General features: G+C 59.1%; 21 protein-coding genes and 1 pseudogene. 16 read left to right on the forward strand and 6 right to left on the reverse strand.

Going from position 1 to position 24,867, the window contains the following annotated elements; translation table 11 throughout:
* Positions 1–179 precede the first annotated feature (179 nt).
* Together AC0NID_RS14325 and AC0NID_RS14330 are read right to left on the reverse strand one after the other, a co-directional pair.
* Positions 180–410 carry a hypothetical protein gene (locus AC0NID_RS14325; RefSeq protein ID WP_473454597.1) on the reverse strand — a complete coding sequence of 77 codons (231 nt, stop codon included), beginning with the start codon at positions 408–410 and terminating at the stop codon, positions 180–182.
* Positions 411–525: 115 nt separating this feature from the next.
* Positions 526–828: a hypothetical protein gene (locus AC0NID_RS14330; RefSeq protein WP_473454598.1), complete on the reverse strand. Its 303-nt coding sequence runs from the start codon at positions 826–828 to the stop codon at positions 526–528.
* Positions 829–1,056: 228 nt separating this feature from the next.
* Between AC0NID_RS14330 and AC0NID_RS14335 the strand changes: the two genes are divergently transcribed.
* The 8 genes from AC0NID_RS14335 (at position 1,057) to AC0NID_RS14370 (ending at position 10,457) form a co-directional block, all read left to right on the forward strand.
* Positions 1,057–2,199, forward strand: coding sequence for a helix-turn-helix domain-containing protein (locus AC0NID_RS14335; protein WP_473454641.1), 1,143 nt, complete (start codon positions 1,057–1,059; stop codon positions 2,197–2,199).
* A gap of 419 nt (positions 2,200–2,618) precedes the next feature.
* Positions 2,619–4,268 (forward strand): putative bifunctional diguanylate cyclase/phosphodiesterase, encoded by a 1,650-nt coding sequence (locus tag AC0NID_RS14340; protein ID WP_473454643.1) that lies wholly within the window; start codon positions 2,619–2,621, stop codon positions 4,266–4,268.
* Positions 4,269–4,542: 274 nt separating this feature from the next.
* Positions 4,543–5,064 carry a ubiquinone biosynthesis methyltransferase UbiE gene (locus AC0NID_RS14345; RefSeq protein ID WP_473454599.1) on the forward strand — a complete coding sequence of 174 codons (522 nt, stop codon included), beginning with the start codon at positions 4,543–4,545 and terminating at the stop codon, positions 5,062–5,064.
* Positions 5,061–6,236, forward strand: a complete 1,176-nt coding sequence (locus tag AC0NID_RS14350) for a methyltransferase domain-containing protein (protein WP_473454600.1) — start codon at positions 5,061–5,063, stop codon at positions 6,234–6,236. Before AC0NID_RS14345 ends, AC0NID_RS14350 begins: the two co-directional genes overlap by 4 nt.
* A 68-nt stretch (positions 6,237–6,304) precedes the next feature.
* Positions 6,305–8,617 carry a SpoIIE family protein phosphatase gene (locus AC0NID_RS14355; protein ID WP_473454601.1) on the forward strand — a complete coding sequence of 771 codons (2,313 nt, stop codon included), beginning with the start codon at positions 6,305–6,307 and terminating at the stop codon, positions 8,615–8,617.
* A 2-nt stretch (positions 8,618–8,619) separates the two neighbouring features.
* The gene (locus AC0NID_RS14360; protein ID WP_473454602.1) at positions 8,620–9,180 is read left to right on the forward strand and encodes a slr1658 superfamily regulator; all 561 of its coding nucleotides are present in this window, start codon (positions 8,620–8,622) and stop codon (positions 9,178–9,180) included.
* A gap of 25 nt (positions 9,181–9,205) precedes the next feature.
* Positions 9,206–9,544, forward strand: coding sequence for a slr1659 superfamily regulator (locus AC0NID_RS14365; protein WP_473454603.1), 339 nt, complete (start codon positions 9,206–9,208; stop codon positions 9,542–9,544).
* 295 nt (positions 9,545–9,839) lie between these two features.
* Entirely contained in the window at positions 9,840–10,457 is a 618-nt protein-coding gene (locus AC0NID_RS14370; protein ID WP_473454604.1) for an ATP-dependent DNA ligase, read from the forward strand.
* A gap of 33 nt (positions 10,458–10,490) precedes the next feature.
* On the opposite strand, the pseudogene AC0NID_RS14375 reads toward AC0NID_RS14370, so the two are convergent.
* A pseudogene (locus AC0NID_RS14375) lies at positions 10,491–10,757 on the reverse strand (TetR/AcrR family transcriptional regulator); the annotation flags it as partial.
* A gap of 462 nt (positions 10,758–11,219) precedes the next feature.
* Complete coding sequence (locus AC0NID_RS14380; protein ID WP_473454605.1) at positions 11,220–12,128, reverse strand: hydrogen peroxide-inducible genes activator; 909 nt, start codon at positions 12,126–12,128, stop codon at positions 11,220–11,222.
* A 130-nt stretch (positions 12,129–12,258) separates the two neighbouring features.
* On the opposite strand from AC0NID_RS14380, the gene katG reads away from it, so the two are divergent.
* On the forward strand, positions 12,259–14,454 hold the full coding sequence (katG, locus tag AC0NID_RS14385) for a catalase/peroxidase HPI (RefSeq protein ID WP_473454606.1): 2,196 nt from the start codon (positions 12,259–12,261) through the stop codon (positions 14,452–14,454).
* Positions 14,455–14,521: 67 nt separating this feature from the next.
* Here the strand turns inward: katG and AC0NID_RS14390 are convergent, their stop codons facing one another.
* Entirely contained in the window at positions 14,522–15,199 is a 678-nt protein-coding gene (locus AC0NID_RS14390; RefSeq protein WP_473454607.1) for an MIP/aquaporin family protein, read from the reverse strand.
* 347 nt (positions 15,200–15,546) lie between these two features.
* Between AC0NID_RS14390 and AC0NID_RS14395 the strand changes: the two genes are divergently transcribed.
* The 5 genes from AC0NID_RS14395 (at position 15,547) to AC0NID_RS14415 (ending at position 21,248) form a co-directional block, all read left to right on the forward strand.
* Complete coding sequence (locus AC0NID_RS14395) at positions 15,547–16,836, forward strand: RsmB/NOP family class I SAM-dependent RNA methyltransferase (protein WP_473454608.1); 1,290 nt, start codon at positions 15,547–15,549, stop codon at positions 16,834–16,836.
* Between the two features lie 97 nt (positions 16,837–16,933).
* Positions 16,934–17,392, forward strand: coding sequence for a PaaI family thioesterase (locus tag AC0NID_RS14400; RefSeq protein WP_126043597.1), 459 nt, complete (start codon positions 16,934–16,936; stop codon positions 17,390–17,392).
* 4 nt (positions 17,393–17,396) lie between these two features.
* Positions 17,397–18,062 (forward strand): 5'-methylthioadenosine/S-adenosylhomocysteine nucleosidase, encoded by a 666-nt coding sequence (locus AC0NID_RS14405; RefSeq protein ID WP_473454609.1) that lies wholly within the window; start codon positions 17,397–17,399, stop codon positions 18,060–18,062.
* A 53-nt stretch (positions 18,063–18,115) separates the two neighbouring features.
* Complete coding sequence (gene guaA / locus AC0NID_RS14410) at positions 18,116–19,678, forward strand: glutamine-hydrolyzing GMP synthase (protein WP_473454610.1); 1,563 nt, start codon at positions 18,116–18,118, stop codon at positions 19,676–19,678.
* Positions 19,679–19,994: 316 nt separating this feature from the next.
* Positions 19,995–21,248 (forward strand): tyrosine-type recombinase/integrase, encoded by a 1,254-nt coding sequence (locus AC0NID_RS14415; RefSeq protein ID WP_473454611.1) that lies wholly within the window; start codon positions 19,995–19,997, stop codon positions 21,246–21,248.
* On the opposite strand, the gene AC0NID_RS14420 is transcribed toward AC0NID_RS14415, so the two are convergent.
* A complete protein-coding gene (locus tag AC0NID_RS14420) occupies positions 21,229–21,615 on the reverse strand; it encodes a helix-turn-helix transcriptional regulator (protein WP_473454612.1) in 387 nt (128 codons plus the stop codon). The genes AC0NID_RS14415 and AC0NID_RS14420 overlap by 20 nt on opposite strands.
* A gap of 232 nt (positions 21,616–21,847) precedes the next feature.
* On the opposite strand from AC0NID_RS14420, the gene AC0NID_RS14425 reads away from it, so the two are divergent.
* Both AC0NID_RS14425 and AC0NID_RS14430 read left to right on the forward strand, forming a co-directional pair.
* Positions 21,848–22,852 (forward strand): nucleoid-associated protein, encoded by a 1,005-nt coding sequence (locus tag AC0NID_RS14425; protein ID WP_473454613.1) that lies wholly within the window; start codon positions 21,848–21,850, stop codon positions 22,850–22,852.
* Complete coding sequence (locus AC0NID_RS14430) at positions 22,845–24,044, forward strand: hypothetical protein (RefSeq protein WP_473454614.1); 1,200 nt, start codon at positions 22,845–22,847, stop codon at positions 24,042–24,044. The genes AC0NID_RS14425 and AC0NID_RS14430 overlap by 8 nt, the downstream gene beginning before the upstream one ends.
* Positions 24,045–24,867: the final 823 nt, after the last annotated feature.

A 24,867-nucleotide genomic window follows, 5' to 3' on the forward strand; every position in this document is an offset into this window, starting at 1 on the left:
GGATGGCCGCTTGAAGGATTGGAACCACCGTGAACTCGTGCCCGCGCCGGTTTTCAAGTCCGGTGCCTTGGCCAAAGCGCGTCGCGACTGATGAACGGATTCATGCGACGCCCCTCAGGTTATTGCTTCTTATCCATTTCGTTGTAGCAAAACCGCCGCGCACCGTTGGACGACTTGGACTAATGCGCGGTTCCCGCGCCCTTTTGCCGTCGAGACCTGACAGTCTCCAGCAGTTCACGCTCGCTAGTGGCAGCATTTCGAAAGAAGGCCACAACCATCACCGCCAGAATTTCAGCGTCCGGCTCCAACGGGTCGAGATTTTCATCCGCGCAGACCTTGTTAAATACGCGTTCGCAGATAGCCAAGTCGTGAGGGCTGAGGCAGGTGCGATTGAAACGCCGACGCAGCATCTGTGCGAACCTTTCAGGGCCTGTGACCCGTGCTTTGCGGTGGGCTTCCTGCTGATGAACCGCTGAGCCGATGGGATGCCTGAGGGACGACTTCGTCGACAGAATTGTAGTACGACTACTCGGCCCCCGATGATTGCATCGTCAAGAGTCCTAAGATCTGCGCGCACTCGCTGGCCTTGTACTGCCCAGCGATCATCAGCTGGTAGTAGTCTTCCCGTTTGTGTTCGGGGACATGGAAGCCGCGTCGGAATTCAGCCGCCGCCCTTGGGGTCCGAGTGCAGCCGAGTTTACTGGCGCTAACCTTTAGACTCGCCAGTGAGCATCCGACTTTGGCGGCAATATCTTTCAAAGGTTCGTTATTAAAGTATCCGTCAAGAATGATCTTGCGGCGAGCTTCTCCTTTGAGCTTAGCGTTCATCTCGTTGTCTCCTCAACTACGCTTTCATGATGCCAGATCTATACGCATCAGGTTGAAGAGTGTCGTTAGCGCCGCATCCAGAAACTTATCTCCGAATGCATTTCTTATGCAATCCGGCGCGATGACCGCTTCTGTGGACTCGCGTTCCGCTAGTCTTGCCAGATGCCTGTGGTACACCACATGATTGAGGCGGGTTGGGCATACCCGAATCGGATATGGCACCACGCGATGAACGCTAAGAGGCAGGACGAGGCGCTTGCGAGGCAGGCGCCGAAGCGTGATCGACGTCGTTGGCCGCGCGACGTTCAAGCCAACAATGAGGCTGCCCCGTCACTCGCACCGGCACTCGTACCTTTGCTCTTTTCAACGCTCGAACTGGCGCCAGAGGATCAATTCGCCGCTTGGCAGGCGCATATGGCGCCGCTCGTCGAGGTCAACTTGCCGGATGACAAATCGCTCGAGGATGGCTTTCCCGCCGCCCACACCACTTGGAACCTCGGCGGCATGTTGATCGTTCAGCAGCGCGCACCGGCACATAGCTATGTGCGTTCTGCCGCGAAGCTTCGGTCCAGCTCTATCGATCATTGGTACATCGCTGTGCCACATACTGGCCGGTCGTGGACGGAGGTCGATCGCCGCGTCGCGGAAAACCCGCCGGGCAAGTTGGAGATCAGATCGCTTGGCTACCCGTTTCGCGGGAGGACGACGGAATCCGAAAGTCTCTTCGTCTATTTGCCGCGCGACTTGTTCGCCGATGCGACCACAAGCCTGGACGCAAGGAACAATTCAATTCTGTCCGGCAACTTTGCCGACCTCTTGCTCGACTACCTTAACAGCGTCGAAGCAAGACTGCGCAGTCTCACGGTTGACGATCTGCCCCGCATCGTACACGCGACACGCAGCATGATCATTGCCTGCCTCTCGCCCCCGGCGGAACATGCCGCGGCGACCGAACAGTTGGCGAGTGTCGCGCTGATGGAGCGGGCGCGTCGATACGTCCACAACAATCTGGATGCGGCTCATCTGACGCCGGATTCAATGTGCCGGGCGCTCGGCGTCTCGCGCTCTCGCCTCTATCAGTTGTTCGAACCGAGCGGCGGTGTTCTCCATTACATACAAAGTCGCCGGCTTCTGGCGGCCCATGTCGCGCTCAGCGATCCGGTGGACAGCCGGCGCATTGTCACTATCGCCGAAGCAGTCGGGTTTAGTTCAGCGGCTAATTTCAGCCGGGCATTCAGCAAGGAATTCGGTTACAGCCCCCGCGAAGTCCGAAATTCAGTGGTGTTGCCGCGCCCCTTCTACTCAGTCTCGCCTTCGGAACACGAGAAGACCTCGTCCTTTGAAGGTTGGTTAAAAGCGCTCGGAAGCTGAGTCCAGGATCGGGCGATTTTTTTGAGATGCCGCGGGATCAAAACAGGCTTGCCGGGAAGGCCGCGCCGCCTCATGGACACAATATTCGAATCCCGTCCAGCGCGGCATCAATCATATAGCTGTATTCTCACGATTTCCCGATATATTAGCAAACCGTGACTTTCTATCATTATCAATAATTTGTCGCTAATCGAAGCGGAGCAGGCATTGCAATTACGCCGCACGCGGCGCTTGTTGAGAATGCGGTTCGAAAGTTTGCCAAGCTTGTCAGTTATGCTATTTCTAGACTGGGGGACGCGATTCTGCACCGCCTATGGAGGTGGCTCTTGCACCCAGAGGCATCAGGTGTCGGCACGGAGAGTGATGGGTCTTCCTCGAGCGATGGTCCTCGTGCCGGCGAAGCGCTTCTCGCTGACCTTTTGGCGAACACGACCGAACTCTTGTCGTTCTATGACCGCGACTTCCAACTGACGCACTACGCAGCCAGGCTCAAAGGCGTGTACGGAGGCGCAGTGGCCGCCGGCGTCGCCGTCTGGGAGGTCTATCCGAGCTTCCTCGATGCGAGGTATCGCGACGAATTTCTTCGTGTATTCCACGGCGGTTCTCCGGCAAGCATCGACCTGCCGCGATCATCGGGCGAAGGGCCCCGCTCCGTTTTCGTCTTCGGCACTGCGAATGGTGTCGGAATCATCGAATCAAGGGGGCACGGCGGGCGGAGCGCAGCGGAGGAGCAGGAGCATGTTATTCTACTCCACCAGGCGACGCACGATGTGCTGACCGGACTGCAGAACCGGCGGCGATTCGGCGAGCGGCTGCAGCAGGCACTGGCGGCCATCGGCGGACCAAAGCTGAAAGCCGCCCTGCTGCAGATCGACCTTGACGATTTCAAAGCGGTCAACGACACGCTCGGTCATGGAGCAGGCGACACGCTTCTCCAGCTCGCGGCTGGTCGAATCCGCGATGCGCTGCAGGACGGCGAATCCGCGTACCGATATGCCGGCGATGAGTTCGCCGTCATCCAATTGGGAAAGGATCAGCCCGCGGAAGCCGAGCGCCTCGCAGGGTTGCTGGTCGACGCGTTCAAGGAGCCGTTCGTCATCAACGGCATTCCCGTCTTCGTCGGCTCGAGTATCGGAATTGCTTTCGGGCCGGAGCACGGGACCGATGGCGAGCAGCTGATGAAAGCCGCGGACATTGCTCTTTACGCGGCCAAGACGGATGGCCGCGGTTGCGCTCGAACGTTCAACCGCTCGATGCTGCTCCTGCTTGAGCAGCGCGAGAATCTGAGGCGCAGCCTTCGAACCGCGCTGGAACGCGGCGAGCTTTATCTCGAGTATCAGCCGCTCATTCGGTCTCCCGCGTCGGTGATCGGTTTCGAAGCGCTACTGCGGTGGCGGCACCCCGAGATCGGAATCATTCCACCCAGCGTGTTCATACCGATCGCCGAAGCCGACGGTCTGATGGACGCGATTGGACGATGGGTGCTCGAGGAAGCCTGTCGTCAGGCATTGACGTGGCCTTCCTCGGTGACGGTCGCAGTGAACCTGTCGCCGGCTCAGTTCCTCGGCGGTACGCTGACGGACACAGTCGCTCAGATCATCGACGCAGTTGGAATCCGCGCCGACCGACTTGAACTCGAGATAACCGAGACGGTTCTTCTCGAGAAGACGATCGACAATATCGACACATTAAACACTCTAAACGTCTTGGGAATACGAATATCGCTCGATGATTTTGGAACATACTATTCATCATTGAGCTATCTTAAAAACTTCCCCTTCGATACGTTGAAGATAGATCAGTACTTCATTGCGGACCTGACGACTGACCTCAAAAGCCAGACGATCGTGCGATCGATCATAAATCTGGCGCACGGCCTGGGAATAAGCGTCACCGCCGAGGGGGTCGAGACGTCGGCGCAGGCCCGGTGGCTGATCAAGGAGAATTGCGATTGCCTGCAAGGTAATTTTCTGGGACGGCCGCTCGGAGCCGAGGCAACCAGCGATTTCATCAGACGGTCCCCACTGAGGTTGGTGCGAGCGGTGGAGGAATCAAATCGGGCAGTTTAGGGCGGTTCAGCTTTCGATTGAACCGCCGGTCCGCTCTAAGTGTTTGTTTTTACGCAATTCCGGACGGAAAATCGCTGCGCACTTTTCCAGGAATAAGCGCCTTGCACCCTTTGTTAACGCTGAAGTGGAGATTTGTGAGAACGATCGAGGCAGATACCGCACAATTCTTCGAGTCGGTGCGAGAGTGACTCATCACGGCGCGTGGTGAAATTCTTCGTCGCGGAGGCCATCACCGCGCGAGGGCCAATACTGATGGAACAAGGGAGGGATGCCGATGGGATCTGTTCATCAAGAGCTGGCTGGCGCACCGACTTTTGCGCCCATGGTCCAGATCGACATGGAAATAAGAACTTTCGTCACTGCTTGGAGACACTGCGATTATGTCTCGACCTACATGGCCCGTATGATCAGTCAAAGTAGATCAGACTCGGTTCGGCATTCAAATCTCTTTTCTTCTGCCTTTAACGAATTGCTGGAAGTCGCCTTTCGTACGCGCCATGCTGACGGCGAATTGGCATGCAGGGTGTCTCGCCATGGCGCGACGGATAGGATCGAATTGACATTCCCTTGCGTGCCGGAAGAGCGCCAATTCTATGAAGAAGCCGTGTCGCTAGTCGCAGGATCCGAGGTCAGAGAGCGATACCTCAATTCGGTGTCGGGGGACCTCGCGCCCAGCCGTGAAGTCGTACTCTTGGAACTGGCCGTTGACTACAACGCAACAATCCGACTCGATGAAGCCGGCGCTGATACGATCACGCTTGTCGTGGATCTTCCGCTTGAGGGCCTGCCAAATTGAACCATTACCCTTTCCCGCGTTTCGAAACGCAATACGACATCAACGATCAGGAGTTCTCTATTTCAGGGATAGTGCGGCCTCAGTCAATTGATGAGCTAGCGCCCAGCATTGCCCTGTTGAAGGACTCCATCGATCGTGTGCGCGGTATACTATATGTGAACATCAGGCGCCTGACGCAAATGAACAACACCGCGTTTCACGCCTTCTCGCGGGTCATCATTGACGCCTGTCGCGCGCGACCCGATCTAAAATTTGTGGTCATCACGTCAAGCGTCGTCGGATGGACGACGCGAAAATTCGGTCGCTTGAGCGGAATTGAACCAAACATCACGGTTGAGGAGTATGACAGCGAGTTTTATCCGGCACAGACCTTCCTTGAAGACGGCGGGTTTATTCCGATCCTCCGCACACAGACGAAGTTGACCTGGCGTCACGAGCGCACAATTCTGCCGCGACATGGCATGCAACCCGGTATTGTCATGGCTGACATCTGTTGCGGAATCGGGGATTTCGCCGTGCTCGTGCAGAGGGAGTTCGAGCCGTCGCGGATCGTCGCCCTCGATCACGCTAGGACAAGCCTCGCCTATGCGCGAAATGTGGCGGCGGAGTTCGACATCAAGGGGATTGAGTACACTTATGGCGATGCGTCAGAAATGCTGCTTGAGGACGATCAGTTCGACCTCGTCACGTGCCGCCATTCGCTGCAGGTGTTCAATAGCCCCGAGCTGATCCTCAAAGAACTCTTCCGCATCTGCAAGCCGGGCGGACGCGTCTACATCACAAATGAAAAGAACTCGCACTGTCTGGGCGAACCGCGTGCCGACAGCATCCAGTGGACCTATAACGAAGTCGCCAAGCTCTGGGCGCACTTCCATATGGATATCGAGCTTGGCCCCAAGAGCCGACGGTACCTGATCGAAGCGGGATTCGAAGACATTCAAGTCGAATCCTTCATGGTCACCAACCGCGACGGCGATCCGCAGGACTTCGCGGATGTCATCGCGGCATGGGAGAACGTCTATGCGGGCGAGATGGCGACCAAGCGAGGTGACCCACCGCCATTTATCAGACGGTTCCGACAGGGTTTCCAGGATCATATCTTCGCTGCGCTCCACCCCAAGGGCTATGCAGGCTGGCCGATCTGGGCTGCATCGGGACGCAAGCCACTATGACCGACTCGGATGTAACTCCGCCTAGACCCTGGTCCGTCTTGCACCTAAACAGCTTCCGCGCGAAATTCATGATCATTGTAGGTGGGGCGGTGCTCTTCGATCTCCTCGTCGGCGGCAGCGTCGCCCTGTGGAACGTGAACCGCCTTTCCCGAGACGCGACGCAGCAGATCGAGAGCGGCCTCACCAAGGCTACCCAAGAATACCTCCAGAACTACATCGAGACGACGGCGCTGCGCGCCGATCTCCTCTTCGACCGTATGCACTCCGAGGTGACCGCACTTGCAGGCTCCATGCAGAGACTAATCGATTATCCGGAAGCGAAAGATGCGATCGGCAAGGCGCTGGCGAAGAACCCCTATTTTAATGCGCCGCTTGTATATGACGCCACAGGAAACTGGGTGCAGACCCGCCAAGGGTCACCTTCAGTCATGAGTGTCTGGGGATATCTCCTCTCCGCCGATCACCAACCGAAGCCCGAAATTCTCCGCGACATCCAGGAGAGTGCAGTCTTCGATATTTTTGGCACGAGCCAGATGGCAACAGGCGCGAAGAAGCTGCAGGTCTACTTCGTTGGGCCGAAGTCGGCACCGATAATGCGCACGACACCTTATTCCGATCAGGCGCAGACCTTCGACAAACTCTATCCGGGCCACAACAACGAAAATTTCTGGGATTTCTTCTTTCCTGGCGTCTATGAAGGCTGGGAGGGCTGGATCAGTGAGCCGGATTCGCGCCCTGTAAAGGGCGATGACATCACCGCGACTGCTCCTTATATCGACGCGATTACCGGCAAGCTCATCGTGAGCTTCTTCCACCCGCTCTGGACGAAAGACCGCAGTGACGTCGCCGGCATGGTCGCTGCCGACGTGACGCTCGATCAGCTCGCTGACATCGTTGAAAGCGTGAAGGTCGCCGATACGGGCTTCGGTTTTCTCACCATGTCAAATGGTAATGTTCTCGCGATCAAGACTGAAGGCGAGAAAACGCTCGGGCTCAAGATCGCGAGTGGTGCGGCAGGTCAAGGCGTTACCGGCCTCGACCGCTCGCTCAAAAGGAGTGCGCACGCGACCGTCGCAGCGCTCGAACTTCCCGCCGACGAAAAGACGGTTATCAAGCATATTTCGATTGAGGAGAACGGCAGAGCCGAACCTTACATCGTCGCACTTCGCCGGCTAAACGCAGTCAATCTCTGGAATAGTAAGGGGTCCATCACGGCCGAAACCCTGATGCTTGGCTTCGTCGTCCCCGAACGGGAAATCTATGCTTCCCTCCTTGCCGCGCAGCAGAGCATTTCGAGCGCGACCAACCGGATTCTGATTACCCAGGTCATCGCAATTATCGTTTCGCTCCTGATCGTCTTTGCGGCTGTCTTCGGAATTTCAAAGCGGATCACTGCAGGCCTCAGTGCGCTTGCCGGAGCCGCCAAGCGGCTGCAGGCGAAAGATTACTCAGTCCGGGTAAGCATTCCGACGCGCGACGAAGTTGGAGAGGTCGGGGACGCGTTCAACCGGATGGCAGAGCAGATCAGCTTCCATACGGAAAACCTTGAGCAACTCGTTGATGAAAGAACGAAGGAGCTTGAAGACGCAAATCAAGAGATCTCCGCCCTCAACGGCAAATTGCGAGATGAGAATGTCCGCCTTGGTGCAGAGCTTGCAGTTGCCAAGCAGATCCAGATGATGGTTCTGCCGAGAGCCAGCGAACTCGAAGCGATCCCAGGGGTAGAAATCGCCGCCTATATGCGGCCGGCCGACGAAGTAGGCGGCGACTACTACGACGTCCTGCAAGAAGGGTCGCGCGTCAAGATCGGGATCGGCGATGTGACAGGTCATGGACTGGCGAGCGGTGTGCTGATGCTGATGGTTCAATCCGTCGCGCGCGCGCTGCAGGAGACTGGCGAGGACAACCCACGTCAGTTCCTCGATCGACTGAACAGAGCTATCTATAAAAACATCGAACGGACCAGCACCGACAAGCATCTCTCTCTAGCCTTTCTTGACTTTGAGAATGAGCAGGTGACCCTGTCAGGGCAGCACGAGGAGGTTCTTGTCGTTCGTGCAAACGGAGACATCGAGCGGATCGAAACGATCGATCTGGGTCTGCCGATCGGCCTCGAACGTGACATCTTGCCGTTCATCGCAACACGCGACATTCCGTTCAACAGTGGCGACGTGATCGTGCTCCACACCGATGGCGTAACCGAAGCGGAAGATCAGGGTGGCGAACTGTTCGGTTTAGAACGCCTTTGCTTCAGCGCACGCCACTATTACCGCGGGAGCGCCGAGGAGATCAAAACTGGAATTATTGAGGATCTGATGGCCCATATCGGAACTCAGAAAATCCACGATGACATCACTCTCGTGATCATGAGGCACAAGTAGGAATGACCACACTGTTCGGAACAGCCGACCTTGCAATCGGAATGGGAAAGAGCGCCAGTCGCGTGCGACTGTTCGACGGACCTCTCGACCTGAGTTGGCATCATTGCGCTACGACCTCGGACTTCATCGCAGACCTTTACGCCCTGCGCTTTCTGCCATCTCGCAACGACCACAGGCAAGTAAGACACAGCATCGGCTATCTGGTCAACGAACTCATCGAAAATGCGGTCAAGTTTCGTGCACCGGGCGAGATCACCATCGAGGCGGCCATCGACTCAGAAAATTTCAAGGTCAAGGTCTCGAACGTTGTCGATGGTGAAACCACCGTTGGATTCCAAAATCTTCTGTCGGAGATCACAGTCGGTGATCCGGGTGAACTCCTGATTCAACGGATCGAAGCGAATGCCGCGGACCCTGAGACGACACGTTCCGGTCTTGGATTGCTAACGTTGATGAGCGACTATGGCGCGAGTCTGGCCTGGATCTTCGGCCCAGCCGATGAAAGGGATTTGGTTTGCCTGGAAACATATGCTTCGATTCCGATTACGCAAATTCACAACTAATAACTAAATGAAACGAACTCACAACATGGAAATAACGACAGCACAATATCGCGTGTGGAGCGAAGCGAGCGAAGTTTTTTTTGATGGCGTCATGAGGTTGGCCAGTTCTGAGGCCTACGCGCCAATTTTGTCTTTGTTGATGAAGGTTCTTGACTCGAAACCTACTTCTATCACGCTCAATTTAACGGACCTTGAATTTCTCAATTCTTCAGGCATTAACCTCTTGGCGAAATTCACCATCGAGGTGCGCAAGCATCCCGATGTTCGACTCATCGTGCGTGGAACGCCCGACATACCCTGGCAATCGAAATCATTGCCGAATCTGAAGAAGCTGCATCCCGCCGTGGTGCTTTTGATGAACTGACCAAGTCCCCGGACTGCGTGGGCTGGCGGCAATCCGGATGGGCCAGTCGGGACGGTGCAAGTGCCCCGCACCGAGCGAGATATGTACGCCAAGATAAGTATTAGGATTCGAAGGTAACGACAATCCGGCCTCGTTCGTAGATGTTGGGGATGGCTTGGCGGGGGCTCGGCCACAGTGGCTTGGCGGGGGCTCGGCACAGGCGGCAGGCGTTCCGGTTGGGGGGATGTCCGGCTGCCTGTGCCGATAGCCGTCGCTGTCAGTAAAAGAGGTGGCGTCATTGAGTAAGCGTGCCAAGGTGAACGGCGGCTGGCTGGAGTTCGTTCCGCCGCAGATCCCGACTCGGGTCAAGGAGCCGCCCGGAGATGAGGGATGGGTTCACGAGGTCAATCTTGACGGCTACCGAACGCAGATCATCATCGACAAAGGCGGCGTGCGTCTTTACAGCAAGAACGGTCGTGACTGGACCACGAAGTACTGGCCAATCGCGCTGGCTGTCGAGCTGCCATGCCGGGCTGCCATTATCGACGGCGAGGTCATTGTGTCAGGCGAGCAGGGCGCTCCCGATTGCCCTGCGCTGGAAGCCACGATTTGGAACGAACCGAGCCGGCTGGTGTTCGTCGCGTTCGACATCCTCCATCTCGATGGTCGCAATCTAGCCTCCTTGCCCCTGTTGCAGCGCAAGCAGGCGCTGTGGCAACTGATTGAGCACGGCCCCCATAAGATCCAGTACAGCGAGCATTTCGAGGGTAGTGCGCTAGCGATCTTTCGCGCCATCGAGAAGATGGGGCTCGAGAGCATCATCTCGAAGCGCGCCGACAGCCGCTACAAGAGCGGACCGTCGAACACATGGCTGGAGCCAAATATTTCGAGGAAGCCGATTTCTGAGCATCGACGGCCGCTTCTGGCGCAGTAGCCGACGATCCTACAGCTCGGCCAACCTTATAACTCAAGAACCATGGGTAGCTGCCGAGCGGGCATTCTCTGGCCAGCCAGCCAAGGCTTGCTCGGCCACCGCCTGGAGAACTTCACGACGGAAACCAGCTTTTGCCTGCACGGCCAGGCCGTGTGTCGCTGCCATGACATACGCGGCCAGGGTTGCGCAGTCGGCGGTTTCGGGAAGATCACCCTCTGCCTTTGTCCTCTCGAACCGCTCCGCGAAGCATCGCTTCGCCGGTGGCCCGATACTCAATCAAGCCTGGCGGATGGGTTCGGCGTGAATGCAGAATAGAGCGTGGGTCCTGGGCACGAATGCCAACACGCGGGCGGCAGCGCCCAGGCTGAGCGATGGGGCGGATCATTTTTATCGGTTCTCGCCTTGGCTCCGTCGTGCCCTTAGCCGGGGTCGCCGACTATACCGGAACCAAATGGGCACTCGCCGGATATGCCAAGGGATCGCGCGCGCCTCGGCCCCCGCAACATCACTGTGAATACAGCCGGGCATCATGCTCACGGACATGGCCTCGGACATCGCCGGTGAACTTCCTGACCGCGAGGCCATCCTGGACATCCATCCGATCAGGCGAAGAAGATCAAATGATCGAATAGCCACAACCGCAAAGAAAGCGGTTGCGGCCATTCAAGTCCCCCTAATCGAGGCTTTCGGATGAGCTGACGGGCGCTGCCCGATCAGAGTCTTTGGAAGACGGACGCCTAACCCGAAAACTGGTAATGGTCCTCACGCCGCCAGCACCGCCTCACCCAGCCCGCGAATAATCTTCGCCAGTTCCACGCATTCGTCGTGACGCACCTTGTTGCGTCGCCAGGCGAGGCAGATCGTGCGTTGCGGCATCGGCTCCTGGAACGGAACGATCTTCAGGTCAGGGATAGTGCTGGCCGGCCCCGCCGCCATTTCCGGGATGAGCGTGACGCCGAGCCCGTGCGCCACCATCTGCAGCAGCGTCGTCAGGCTGGTCGCGCCGTAGCTTGCCATCGCCACCGGCCGCACGCTGCCGCAGACGGCGAGCGCCTGTTCGCGCAGGCAATGGCCTTCCTCCAACAGCATCAGCCTTTCCAGCGCCGGGCTTTCCGGGGGAACCGGCGGCGAGGCGAAGGCGGGATCGCCGATCGGCACGGCAAGGAAGAACCGATCGCAGAAGAGCTCTTCGGTGATCAGGCCGGGCTGATCGAGGGGAAGGGCCGCGATGAAGGCGTCGAGCCGCCCCGTGGTGGTGTCCTCGACCAGCGAGGCGGTCACCGCTTCGCGCAACTCGAGCTGCAAGGCCGGGAAATGCCGTTTCAGCTCCGGCAGCACATGCGGTAGCAGATAGGGCGCCACCGTCGGGATGATGCCGAGCCGGAAGCGGCCTTCCATCGCCGGCCGGCCGCGCCGGGCCGTGGTCTCGATCTCGCGGATGTCGGCAAGAATGCGCTCGATGCGCGGCAGCATGGCCAGAGCCTCGTCGGTCATCCGCACCGATTTGCCGCCGCGCTCGAACAGCCGGCAGTTGAGCCGCAACTCCATCTCCGCGATCTGCGAGGACAGCGCCGGCTGGCTGACGCCGGCGAGCTTCGCCGCGCGGCCGAAATGCAGCGTCTGCGCCAGCGCCTCGAAATAGTGCATCTGCCGGACGGTGAGACCTATCATAAGGAAAACCTATCAGAACAAACAGGAAAGGCAATTTGTCTTTATCGGCAATGCGCCCTAGTCTGGAACCATTCCAGAGTGGCGCGGCTTGCGGTCCGCCCGGAAAAGTCAGCAAATCGGAGAGAGAACGATGGACGCAAAGACTGATGATCCCAGCGCGGGCAAATGCCCGGTCGTGCACGCAACCATTGCCAGGGGCAACCGCGACTGGTGGCCGAACCAGCTAAACGTCCAAATTCTCCACCAGCAGTCCGCCCTGTCCGATCCTATGGGCGAGGCGTTCGATTACGCCAAGGAATTCAAAAGCATCGACCTGAACGCCGTGATCAAGGACCTGTATGCCCTGATGACCGACTCGCAGGAGTGGTGGCCGGCCGACTTCGGCCATTACGGGCCGCTGTTCATCCGCATGGCCTGGCACAGCGCCGGCACGTACCGCATCGGCGACGGCCGCGGCGGCGCCGGAGCCGGCCAGCAGCGCTTCGCGCCGCTCAACAGCTGGCCTGATAACGTTAACCTCGACAAGGCCCGCCGGCTGCTGTGGCCGATCAAGCAGAAATACGGCCGCAAAATCTCCTGGGCCGACCTGATGATTCTCACCGGCAACGTCGCGCTGGAATCGATGGGCTTCAAGACGTTCGGTTTCGCCGGCGGGCGCGCCGATGTCTGGGAGCCCGAACAGGACATCTACTGGGGTCCCGAAGGCAAGTGGCTGGCGGACGAGCGCTACAGCGGCGAACGCGATCTCCAGAACCCGCTCGCCGCCGTGCAGATGGGCCTGATCTACGTCAATCCGGAGGGGCCGAACGGCAATCCGGATCCGCTCGCCGCGGCGCGCGATATCCGCGAGACCTTCGCGCGCATGGCCATGAACGACGAGGAGACCGTCGCGCTCATCGCCGGCGGCCACACCTTCGGCAAGACCCACGGTGCCGGCGATGCCGCGCTGGTGGGCCCGGAGCCTGAAGCCGCCGGCATCGAGGAGCAGGGCCTTGGCTGGGCGAGCACGTTCGGCACCGGCAAGGGCGGTGACGCAATCGGCAGCGGCCTGGAAGTGACCTGGACCACGACGCCGACAAAATGGGGCAACAACTTCTTCGACAATTTGTTCGGCTATGAATGGGAACTGACCAAGAGCCCGGCCGGCGCGCACCAGTGGACGCCGAAGGGCGGCGCCGGCGCGCGCACGGTGCCGGATGCACACGACGCGGCCAAGCGTCACGCGCCATCCATGCTGACCACCGACCTCTCCCTGCGGTTCGATCCTGCCTACGAAAAGATCTCGCGGCGCTTCCATGAGAATCCGGACCAGTTCGCCGATGCCTTCGCCCGCGCGTGGTACAAGCTGACCCACCGCGACATGGGCCCGATCGTTCGCTATCTCGGCCCGCTCGTTCCCAAGGAGGAGCTGCCGTGGCAGGATCCTATCCCGGCGGTCGACCATGTGCTGGTCGACGAGCTGGACGTGGCCGCCCTGAAGGCCAGCATTCTCGGCTCCGGTCTTTCGGTGCCGCAGCTGGTCTCGACGGCCTGGGCGTCCGCCTCGACCTTCCGAGGCTCCGACAAGCGCGGTGGCGCCAACGGAGCGCGCATTCGTCTCGCGCCGCAGAAGGACTGGGACGTCAACCAGCCGGCTCAATTGGCGACGGTCCTGGAAACGCTCGAAGCGATCCGCAACGAGTTCAACGCTGCCCAGTCCGGTGACAAGAAAGTTTCGCTTGCCGACCTGATCGTTCTCGGCGGCGCCGCCGCGATCGAGAAGGCGGCGAAGGACGCCGGCAACGACGTGAAGGTTCCGTTCACGCCAGGGCGGATGGACGCTTCGCAGGAGCAGACCGACGTCGACTCCTTCGCCCCGCTCGAACCGACCGCCGATGGTTTCCGCAACTATCTCAGCGGCAGGCAGCACCTGTCGCCCGAGGAGGCCCTGGTGGATCGGGCGCAGTTGCTGACGCTGACGGCGCCTGAAATGACGGTCCTCGTCGGCGGTCTGCGCGTTCTCGGCGCAAATGCCGGGCAGTCGAAGCACGGCGTCTTCACCAAGCAGCCTGAGACGCTGACGAACGACTTCTTCGTCAACCTGCTCGACATGGGCACGGTGTGGAAGGCGACGTCGGACGCCAAGGAGGTGTTCGAAGGACGCGACCGGGCGACGGGCGAACTCAAGTGGACCGGCACCCGCGCCGACCTCATCTTCGGCTCACACTCCCAGCTGCGCGCGCTCGCGGAAGTCTATGCGACCGCGGATGCGAAGGAGAAATTTGCCAACGACTTCGTGGCGGCGTGGACCAAGGTGATGAACGCCGATCGCTTCGAACTCGCCTGAGCCAGGCTCTGTCCAAACAAAAAGGCGCGGGCTAGGCCCGCGCCTTTCTTGATTCAGGCCTCGGCCGTCAGTCTTTCTCGAAGACCCGCGTCTTGGCAACCACGCCGGCAATCGCGCCGCCGATCAGCGGTGCGACGATGAACAGCCAGAGCTGGCCGATCGCCGCACTGCCCGAAAACAGCGCGGGGCCGATCGAGCGGGCCGGATTGAGCGACGTGCCGGTCACCGGAATGATGGCGAAGTGCAGCCCCGCCAGCGTCAGGCCGATGACGAGGCCGGCAAAGGCCGTCGCGTGGCTGCCGCTGGTGACGCCGAGGATCACCGTCACGAAGGTGAAGGTTCCGATCAATTCCCAAAGGAACGCCGAGCTGACGCCCCATTTCGTCGCGTCCCAGCCATTGGCGCCGAAGCCGCCGGTGTGTCCGCCGACCTGTCCGGAGACGATGATCCACAGCGCCAGCGACGCGATGATGGCGCCGATGATCTGCGCGATCCAATAGGGGACAACGTCCTTGGCCTGCATCCGGCCGGCAAGGAACACGCCGAGCGTCACCGCCGGGTTGAGATGCGCGCCCGAGATCGGGCCAATCGCATAGGCCGCCGCGATCAGGCCGATGCCGAATGCCAGACCGATGCCTTCCTGGCCCAGCGGCAGCGCGCCGCCGAAGCCGCCCGTCACCACCGAAGCCGTACCGATGAACACCAGTAGAAATGTGCCCAGAACTTCCGCCAGATAAATCTTCATTGCCCTCTCCTCGTATCGATCCGCGGTCTCGCCTTTTCTGCGACGCGAATCACAGCGGGCAGAGTATTCGCAACCGAAAAACTTGGAAAGCACAGCGTTGCTCCACGCGGAGTGCTTGTGCGCGCCAGTTGTGCGCATTAGAGACCTGTCATGTATTGATCGAATTGTTTCATTTTTCGCCGGCTGGCGCCCCACCTGGTCGGGGCGGCTCGCGAAGCATCGACGGACACACGCCATCCTTCCGCATGGTCGTTTCGCCATCGGGCAAACAGAACTGTTTCAATCACGGCATGAAAAGCTCTAAGAGCAGGGCCGGAAATTAATTTGCTGAGTAACGGAAGACAAAGATGAGACTGGGCGGACGGCTGGCGGCGGCCATCGAAGTGCTGGAGGATATCGGCCGGCGTCACCGGCCGGTGGCCGATGCGCTGAAGGACTGGGGCCTGTCGCACCGCTTCGCCGGCGGCGGCGATCGCGCGGCGATCGGCAACATCGTTTATGACGCGCTGCGCCGGAAACGCTCGGCCGGGTTTTTGCTGGGCGAAGACACGCCGCGCGCCGTCGCTTTCGGCGCGCTGCTGCTTGAATGGGACCAGACGGCGCAGTCGCTGAACGAAGCGCTCGATGGCGACAAGTTCGCGCCGCCGCTGCTCAACGCCGACGAGTTGAAGGCGGTCGCCGATGGCAGGCTTGCCGATGCGCCGTCGGCGGTGCGGGCCGATATTCCCGATTGGTGCGCACCGCTTTTCGAGCAGGCCTTCGGCGCCAGCTGGGTCGACGAAGGCGCGGCACTGGCGACACGCCCGCCGCTGGACCTCAGGGTCAACACGCTGCGGGCCGATCGCGGCAAGGTGCTCGCCGAATTGGCCGAGACCGGCGCCAGGGCCGCACCGATCGCGCCGCAGGGCATCCGCATCTCGCCGATCGCGGGCGACGGCAGGCATCCGAACGTGCAGGCGGAACCGGCCTTCCAGAAAGGCTGGTTCGAGGTTCAGGACGAAGGCTCGCAGATCGCCGCCACGCTGGCTGGCGCGGAGGCCGGGATGCAGGTCCTCGATTTTTGCGCCGGCGCCGGCGGCAAGACGCTGGCGCTGTCGGCGGCGATGGACAATCGCGGCCAGGTCTTTGCCCACGATGCCGAAAAGGCGCGGTTGGCGCCGATCTTCGACCGCATCCGCCGTTCGGAAAACCGCAATGTGCAAATCGTCACAAAGCCGGCGGAACTCGAGCCGCTCTCGGGCCACATGGACATCGTCCTGGTCGATGCGCCCTGCACCGGCAGCGGCACCTGGCGGCGCCGGCCCGACGCCAAATGGCGGCTGACGCAGAAGCAACTCGATGCACGCAAGGGCGAGCAATCGGCGATCCTTGATGCAGCCAAAGCCTTCGTCAAACCGGGCGGGCTGCTGGTCTACATCACCTGCTCGGTGTTCGACGAGGAGAATGGCGAGCAGATCGCTGCCTTCCTGGATCGTAACAGCGGCTTTGTTCCGGTTGATCACCGCCAGCTCTGGGACAGCCGCTTTCCTGGCCATGAAGCGGCCGCGCGTATCGGCGCCGCAGGCGGCATTTCGCTGTCGCCGGCGCTAAGCGGTACCGATGGGTTTTACGTCTGCGCGCTGCGCCAGGGTGGCTGAGCCATGCCGGCGGACCTGATTGCTGCAGTGCAGCAATAGCGATTGCCTGCCGCTCATGCCTCTGCGATAAGCTTTTCCGACAGGAGCGTGACAAGCCATGGCAGCAAAGATCGTACCCGCCCCCGACTATGAGGATCGCGTCAGGACGTCCTTCGCGCGCCAGAACGCCATGGCGACCATCGGCGCCGAACTGACGCTGGTGACTCCCGGCATCATCGAGATCGAAATGCCCTATTCGGCAGCGCTCACCCAGCAGCACGGCTTCCTCCATGCCGGCGTCATCTCGACGGCGCTGGACTCGGCCTGCGGCTATGCGGCGTTCTCGCTGATGCCGGAAAGCTCCAGTGTGCTGACCATCGAATTCAAGGTCAATCTGCTGGCGCCGGGCAGAGGCGAACGCTTCCTGTTCCGCGGCTCGGTGACGAAGCCCGGCCGCACCATCATTGTCGCCGATGGCCAGGCCTATGCCTTCGCCGCCGACGGCGAGGCCAAGCTGATAGCCACCATGACCGGGACGATGATGACCGTGGTCGGCCGCGACGGCATTCAAGGCTGATCCGATGCGCAATCTCGTCCGGATCGCAGGCAGGGATGTCCTTTTCGCCATGGCCGCTGAGGCCGAATACGGTCCGCATCTGCAGCGGCTGTTCACGCCTGTCATGACCGGGGTGGGGCCGGTCGAGGCGGGCGTCAGGCTGGGCGCGGAACTGTCGCGGCTGAAGTATGAAAAAGCGCTGCCGGACCTCGTCGTGTCGCTCGGCTCGGCGGGCAGCCGAACACTGGAACAGACGCAAATCTACCAGGCCGTTTCGGTCGCCTACCGCGACATCGACGCCTCGCCATTGGGCTTCGAAAAGGGCGCGACGCCGTTCCTCGACCTGCCGGTGACGGTGCCGCTGCCGTTCAGGATTCCTGATATAAGAGAGGCGACGCTGTCGACCGGCGCGGCGATCATTTCCGGCAGCGCCTACGATGCGATTGCTGAGGACATGGTCGACATGGAGACCTTCGCCTGCCTGCGCGCCTGCCAGATGTTCGGCGTGCCGCTCGTCGGCCTGCGCGGCATTTCCGACGGGGCTGCCGATCTCCGGCATGTCGGCGACTGGAAGGAGTATCTCCACGTCATCGACGAGAAGCTGGCGGAAGCGGTCATGCGGCTGGAACAGGCGATCGGGTCCGGCGCGCTGGAATTCGGATCATCGCACGAAGACGCGGAATCGCATTGACAGACGCCTCGCAGCCCATTGCGCCGACTCATTTCTTTCTCTAAACGCTCGCCATGAAGATAGCCAATCATCCAGATACAGTCCTGATTGTCGATTTCGGCAGCCAGTTTACGCAGCTCATCGCCAGGCGAATCCGCGAGGCCGGCGTGTTTTCCGAGATCGTGCCGTTCCAGTCGGCCGAAGCGGCGTTCAAGCGCATCAATCCGAAGGCGGTGATCCTGTCCGGCGGTCCAGCCTCGACCAGCGACATCGGCAGCCCGCGCGCGCCGCAGATCGTCTTCGACGCCGGCGTGCCGGTGCTCGGCATCTGCTATGGCCAGATGGCCATGTGCGTGCAGATGGGCGGCGTTGCCGAAAGTTCCGACCATCGCGAATTCGGCCGCGCCTTCGTCGAGATCGAGAAGGACAGCCCGCTGTTCGAGGGCCTGTGGGCGCCCGGCCAGCGCCACCAGGTGTGGATGAGCCATGGCGACCGCGTCATCTCCTTGCCCGAGGGGTTCGAGGTGTTCGGAAAATCGGAAGGCTCGCCCTTCGCCATCTTCGGCGATGTCGAGCGCAAGATGTACGGCATCATGTTCCACCCCGAAGTGGTGCACACGCCGGACGGCGCCCGGCTGCTGCGGAACTTCGTCCACAACATCGCCGGCATCGAAGGCGACTGGACGATGCGCGCCTACCGCGAGCACGCGGTCGAGACGATCCGCAAGCAGGTCGGCAAGGGCAAGGTCATCTGCGCCCTATCGGGCGGCGTGGATTCCTCGGTTGCGGCGCTGCTGATCCACGAGGCGGTCGGCGACCAGCTTACCTGCATCCTTGTCGACCACGGGCTGATGCGCAAGGACGAGGCATCAGGCGTGGTGGCGATGTTCCGCCAACACTACAATCTGCCGCTGATACTGGTCGACGCTTCGGACCGTTTTATTGGCGCGCTGGAAGGCGAGTCGGACCCGGAAAAGAAGCGCAAGACAATCGGCCGGCTGTTCATCGAGGTGTTCGAGGAAGAGGCAGAGAGGCTCGGCGGCGCCGATTTCCTGGCACAGGGCACGCTCTATCCCGACGTCATCGAAAGCGTCTCCTTCACCGGCGGCCCGTCGGTGACGATCAAGTCGCACCACAATGTCGGCGGCCTGCCCGAGCGCATGAACATGCAACTGGTCGAGCCGCTGCGCGAACTGTTCAAGGACGAGGTGAGGGCGCTCGGCAAGGAACTCGGCCTGCCCGACAGCTTCATCGGCCGGCACCCGTTTCCAGGTCCCGGTCTCGCCATCCGCTGCCCGGGCGGCATCACCCGCGAAAAGCTGGAGATCCTGCGCGAGGCCGATGCCATCTATCTCGACGAGATCCGCAAGGCCGGCCTCTACGACGCCATCTGGCAGGCCTTCGCCGTGCTGCTGCCGGTGCAGACCGTCGGCGTGATGGGCGATGGCCGCACCTATGAATTCGTCTGCGCGCTGCGCGCCGTGACCTCGGTCGACGGCATGACGGCGGATTTCTACCACTACGACATGGCATTCCTGGGCGCCGCCGCCACCCGCATCATCAACGAAGTGCGCGGCATCAACCGCGTCGTCTACGACGTGACGAGCAAGCCGCCGGGCACAATCGAATGGGAATAAAGTTCGGTCGTTCGCCAGCATTTGCTGACTATCGGCGCCAGACACTTAACTCACTGAGCTAGAATTGTTTTCCTCTCATTTCCTATCGCTAACTATCGCCCGCAAGCGGGATCATTTGGCGGTAGACCTGACGGTATCCCATTCCTCTTCATTCCCGCTCTAAGCTAATACCGTCACCACCTTATTTCCTAGAGAGTTAGGTAATCTCTAGGTAAGCCATTGAATCTCAAATGATATGGTCATGCCTTGACGGTAAAAACGATGACGGTAAAATCTGGCGCTGGATATGCGGCCACCCGCTTGGATTGCCCTCGTCATGCTCACCGACATTGCGCTTAAGAAGCTGAAACCAAAAGACAAATTATACAAGATCGCTGATCGTGACGGTATGTACGCCACGATGTCCACGGCCGGGCAGATCTCGTTCCGATACGACTACCGAATGAATGGAAGGCGAGAGACAGTCACGCTGGGCCGCTATGGTGAGGGTGGCATCTCGCTAGCAGAGGCGCGCGACCGCTGCATTACCGCTCGAAAAATGGTGGCAGCCGGACAATCGCCGGCGCATGAAAAGCAGCGTGAAAAGCGGCGCCTATCTGCAATGGCCACCTTCGGCGATGCCGGCCGGGCCTGGTTTAAGGGGGCCAAGATGGCGGATAGCACGCGCTCAATGCGCAAGGCCATCTTCGATCGAGACATCTTGCCGATCTGGGACAAAAGGCTCCTCACAGAAATAACAGCTGACGATTTGCGGGCGCTCTGCGCGAAGGTGCGCGACCGTGGCGCGCCGGCAACAGCCATTCATGTCCGGGATATCGTTAAGCAGATCTATGGTCATGCCATTCTGCACGGCGAGAAGATTGCCAATCCAGCGGACGAGGTAGGACCGGCTTCGATTGCCACGTTCGAGGCAAAAGACCGAGCATTGTCCCCCGCAGAAATCCGAATCATGCTGAATGAGTTGGAAAATGTGCCAACGTTGCCGACGATACGGCTCGGCCTAAAGCTGATCCTGCTCACGATGGTTCGGAAAGGTGAGCTGCTGGACGCGACGTGGGACGAGGTCGATTTTGAGAACGCTGTTTGGAGCATTCCCAAAGAGCGAATGAAACGGAAAAAGCCGCATAACGTCTACCTGTCCCGCCAATCCCTCGATATCCTGATTGCGCTCAAGACTTGCGCAGCTAACTCCCGACACGTGCTGCCATCTCGCTATGACGCCGACGAACCCATGTCGCGCGCCACCTTCAATCGGGTCACCGTGGCCATTGTCGATCGCGCAAAAAGACAAGAATTGCCGCTTGCGCCCTTTACAGTGCACGACCTACGGCGGACCGGCTCGACACTCCTAAACGAGATCGGATTCAATCGCGACTGGATCGAAAAATGCCTTGCCCACGAAGACAGCCGCACTTCGCGCGGCGTCTATAACAAGGCTGAATACGAGCCGCAGCGTCGTCATATGCTGCAGGAATGGGCTGACATGGTTGAGGCCTGGGCGGCGGGCAAGAAGCGCTCGCCCGTACTCCAGCCGGATGCCGGGGCGGCGATCATTCTCGATCCGATTTGACAGGCCTCGTCTTCCGCGACCGCACGTCTGGACCTGGGGCGATTTCGATATTGCCGGCAGACGACGCCTTTCGCCTTGCCCGGACCCAAGCCTCGACCTCCGCCAGATCCCAAACAACACAACGGGGGGTCAGGTTGAAGCGTCGTGGGAACTCGCCACGCTGTTCCATCTCGTAGATGGTCGTGTCCGATAAAGGGACGATTTCTCGCAGCTGCGCCCGACGAACAGTTCGCACGACCCGACACGACCCGATGTGTGGCAGAACCGGAAACGGGCCAGGCTGCTCAATTTTGAATTTATCCACCTCTGAAGACGACTGCGGTTTGACCATTGCGTAACCGGGAGGGTTGCCGTGCTGGCCAACCATCGCGCAACTTTCCGAGATCGCGTACAGCCATCAATTGCGACCACATAGCCTCGCTTACGAACGAGGCAAATCCAAAGGCGCTCTACGACCGCGCAGCTGCCTGACCCGCGCATGCGCGGATTGCTACACGCTTGAACGGGCGGTGTTTGAGCGTGCTAGATGACCATCGGCTTGAAGGCTTTGACTCTCTCTCACCGTTAGCATTCAATGCCGTCGGTTTGGGAGGGATTCGATGGTAAGCAATATTAAAAGTGTCGCGGTTCACAATTTGGTCCGCGAAGACGAAGGGTATAGAGTTGTGGCTGGCAACAGCGCAGTTCAGATATCAAACACCGCAAAGCGTTTTGTAGATGAATTGCATAAACTCTATGCGCGGCGGCCATCAAAATCGTATGGAAAGTTCTCCCCTGACACTACAAATTTTCCAACGTCAACGTTGCTCAATGAGTATCTCGCAGGCACCTCGGACTTCCCTGCTCTGTCACTAGAACTTATGAAAACTCTTCAGTTGCAAGCACAAAGGAAGCCAGGTTCCACGGGCGGGCATGTGTTCTTTGCTGACTTTTTGAATGATAACAAGCGATACCTTCTTGTTGCCATAGTTAACGATAAAATTAGCGCGGCGCTCACCGCGCAGAATGATCTCCAAGACGTTTCGCACCTTGACCTAGATGGATTTAGATTCGCGGGGCGCGTCAGCTTTACGGGCTGGGCTGCGAGTGAGGAGAGATATATCGGATTTCTTAAGGGTAAGGGCAATGTAGCCGAGTATTTCCGCGAATTTCTGGGCTGCGAGAACACGAACGTTCCGCTCGTTGAGACAACCCACTTGGTCGATGCCATAACTGAATTCATCGACAATTCCGGTCTCACGCTGGCGCAGAAAGACGAGATCAAAGAAAGGGCTAAGAATATTTGCGAGAGGGTATCGAAGGCCAAGCAGGAAATTGATTTTTCTGCTTTCGCCAATGAGCTGTGGCCGGAGAACCCCCAAGACCTACTGGATGTGCTGGCTGATCCTGAGCGGAAACTGAACGACGGTTTTATCCCTGATAGAAGAGCGATACGCGGACTCGTTCGCCTTAAGGCGACTACCGATCTGTGGTCGATAGAATTCGACTGGAAGGCGGTTCATCAAGGGAAAATCGCATACGACCCGGACGAGAAAACGCTGTTGCTCAAGGAACTTCCAGACTATTTGCTAGCCGAACTCGAGAAAGATCGTAGCAATGCCTGACACGGCGACTTGGCCGGATTTACTGTCGATCTACTTAAAGGCGGACTTTGGCTCGGATGAGAATGCATATATCCAGATCACGGATGCTGAATTGTTGGAGACTATTAAGCGGGTCGAGAAGTTTGACGAAGACAGTGGCGGCGATGCTAACTTGGCAGTCTTAGAACCGCATAACATGCAAGTAGGATCTAAGGTTAGGCTGAGAATTGGTGCGCCGAGACCGCACCTTGGAACTTTCGTCGAAAATTTCGATCAGTTTCTAATGTCACCAAATGCCAAACTGGCCGAACCGAAGGCATACTTTATCAAAGAAGGCCGCTTGCACAACGGGCAATCCGTTGTGAGCGACCTTGTTGTTCGGTATCGGTTAGTTGTCAGATTCGTGCAAGTTCTCGCAAAGGCAGCGCTCTATTTTGACAGCCAAAAGCCGGAATTGGTCTTCTTCAAGGAAGGTAAGATTGCTCTCCCGATACGATATAATGCGCAGCAGTTACGCTTTGTGAGACCCGAGTTGATCGCCGAGTTGGAGAGCATGCTTTCAAGTGAGACTCACGTGGAGCAGAAAGAAGCGATGCTCGCAGAGGCTGTCGCCAGGCTCGCAGTCTCGCAAAGAGCCGAGAGCCGCTTCGTGTATCTGATGCAGAATGTGGGGGAGGTAGCTAAGCAAGTCCGTGATGGCTACAAGTTGTTTATGTCAAGCTTTTCCTACGAGAAGATCCGAAGCCAGATTGAGAATGCGCAGAGCGAATATATATCACGAATTCATAAGACGTTTGTGGATGTCCAAGGACAGTTGCTCGGTATTCCTGTCGCCACAATAATCGTGGCGTCTCAGCTAAAGCGTGTGACTGAATGCGATGTATCTGCATGGGCAAATTTTGCAATCATCTGCGGCGCCTGGATATTCGTCGTATTCTTATGGTTTGCTTGCGTTAACCAATGGGCTACGCTGTCATCGATCAATGTCGATGTGGGACGGCAAAAAACCAGACTACTGCGGGACTACGCCATCATAGAGGACCAGTTTAGCAGCTTGTTCTTGGCGCTCGAAAGACGCGTATGGTACCATCGCGCAGCGCTCACGGTCGTAATGATCATTTCCTTTGCGGGAGCAGTATTCGCGTCGTTCGCCTACAGATCGCTCACCAGTGTCAGTGTTCTAAACGACTGCTTGTTACCCTTGCTCAAATAGGTCAGCTTTGCTGGCTCACTGTATTCTAACGGCCGCCCATCGATGCAGCCTTTTCAGTTGAACGCTGCTCGCGCTCAAAACGGTAATTCCCTTAGTCACGCCGCTGCATCGGCTGGCTGATCTTCTCACCAGCCGACGGAGCTTTCCGAGGGCACCACCGAAAAGCTGTTCCAAGCCAGTCGGGACCTGAAGGCAACAGCACCGGGTCGGACCGAGGAGACCAGGGCCCCTATTCCGTCCAAGGGCAACTCGCAGAGCGGTCCGAGTATCACCTCGGCGAGGGAGAGGTCAGATCCAAGCGCTTTGAAATACAATCCTCCTTCCTTTACCGCTGTATCCAGCGGAAAGGGTTTCGGCCTCGTATTCCCAATGCCGGAACTTCGTCCGTGATAGTTTGCCAAGTAATTCGTCAGAAACTTCGGGCGGTCCTGATTTGTCCGGAATGTCCGGAACTGGCTCGAGAACTCTATCGTCGGCGTAGATGACGTCGAGGAGGGCATTTCGAGCGATATCGCTATGCCTGCATCCTCCACGTTCAAATATTCTCACGGCCTTTGCTAGGCATGAAAGCGAATCGACCGCATTCCACGGTTAGCCCATGGCTTGCTTGCGCTCTGAGCAGCGCCGATGCCTTCGCCCGCAAAGGTAGAGGGAACTCGAGCGCCATCGGATCCGGCTTGCGTTGCTTCTTGGTTTTCTCGGTTTTCCCCGCCTGGCGAAAGAACTCGCGAGGCATGACCAAGCGAAGAGATGACCGGCCGCTTGCAACCGAACCAGTGCTCGATCAAGACCATCAGCAGACGCTGCACGTCAGCGAAATCCG

Source organism: Mesorhizobium sp. WSM4821 (assembly GCF_055901555.1).